1 protein-coding gene is annotated in these 1,468 nt (G+C 34.4%); it reads left to right on the top strand.

The features are described 5' to 3' along the window. Nucleotides 1-625: 625 nt before the first annotated feature. A partial coding sequence (locus H1P_RS35480; protein ID WP_222427419.1) for a LamG domain-containing protein occupies nucleotides 626-1,468 on the top strand: 843 nt, incomplete at its 3' end.

Below are 1,468 nucleotides of genomic sequence, written 5' to 3'. Positions count from 1 at the left end.
TCAAAGGCTGCAAAAATTACTCAGGGTTTGCGAGCGCTATATTTGCAAAATCATGATGTTGAAATCTTTACAGAGTAAGCGTTTCAAGCTAGATTGCCCCTGGTGACAGCTTGGCTAGTTTTGACCCATTTAACACAAAATAAGTTTCTTTTTTCTTTGTAACATTTGTACTTTCATCTTGAAATAAACAGATTCTATATCGTTACTTTAGTAGTCGATTGTACTATGAAAAATAAAATTACGTGTAAATAACTAGACTAATTGTTGATATTAATACTCTAAAATCTAGCTCTGCACTTAATTAATTAATTTTTGGTATTTTAAATTACTTTGTTAATGAATTTTCGGTAAAGACTATTTTAAATACTCAAAATAAATAGTATATTTACTATGTCATGAAACAACTAAATACCCCTTATCAAAGTTCTATAAGGACTAATACTTATCTGTAGTTATTGATTTATGCATTTAATGACATCACTATAACAGAAGTATTACTCAAGAAAGTAGCTCGATAAAATTAACGTTAAGGTTAATAAAAATGGCAAATTTAGTTATTTTTTGACTCAAGAAAAATGTTTTTACTTGTCAACCAAACTAGAAAATACTCAAAGGATTAATCTATATGGCTTCCATATCTGATATCGTTTTGCTACAGGATTTGACAGGATCATATGCTGACGATTTAGACACACTGAGAAATCGAAATCTTCTTCCTGCAACAGTAAACAGACTAACCAACCCTAATTTAGAAGTTATTTTCGATTCTGACCTTTCTTTTGGAATTTTCTCTTTTAACGACAAACCAATTTCGCCTTTAGGTTCATCTGGCGATTATGTTTATCGACAAGAAGTCGCTTGGTGGAAACTAGATAATACTACTGGTACCACAGCTACTGATAGTGCAGGTACTAATGATGGTAATTACATTAATAATCCTACTCCTGTAAACGCAGTAGTCGATGATGGGTTGTCATTCGATGGAGTTAATGATTATGTTGAGGTCGATGACAATGATGCACTAGACTTCGGAATCGGAGATTTTTCTCTAAGTACCTGGATCAACACTACTGATGTTGCTGGAATTGATGTCATTCTTGACAAGCGGGTTGAGCAATCAGGATCAGTTCAAGGATATGTCCTTTACAATCTTGGTGGTAATTTAGGTTTTCAATTGGCTGACGGTTCAGGCTTTACCAACTACATTAGTGATGTTTCCATTGCTGACGGAGATTGGCATCATGTGACTGTCACTGTTGATCGAGACAACATTAATGGTGGAGAGTGGTATGTTGATGGTGAACTGGTGGATACTTTTAACCCTACTGGACGACAAGGTTCTTTAAGCAACTCGAAGCCTTTAAGATTAGGAAGGCGTTCTGATAGTAGTTCTCCTGGTTACTTTAATGGTAGTCTTGATGAGGTTAAACTGTTTGATTCAGCTCTTTCATCAACTGACGTTCAAAAT

Origin of the sequence: Hyella patelloides LEGE 07179, assembly GCF_900659865.1 — a bacterium.
Taxonomy (GTDB): domain Bacteria; phylum Cyanobacteriota; class Cyanobacteriia; order Cyanobacteriales; family Xenococcaceae; genus Hyella; species Hyella patelloides.
This window is presented reverse-complemented; position numbering and strand designations above follow the sequence as displayed.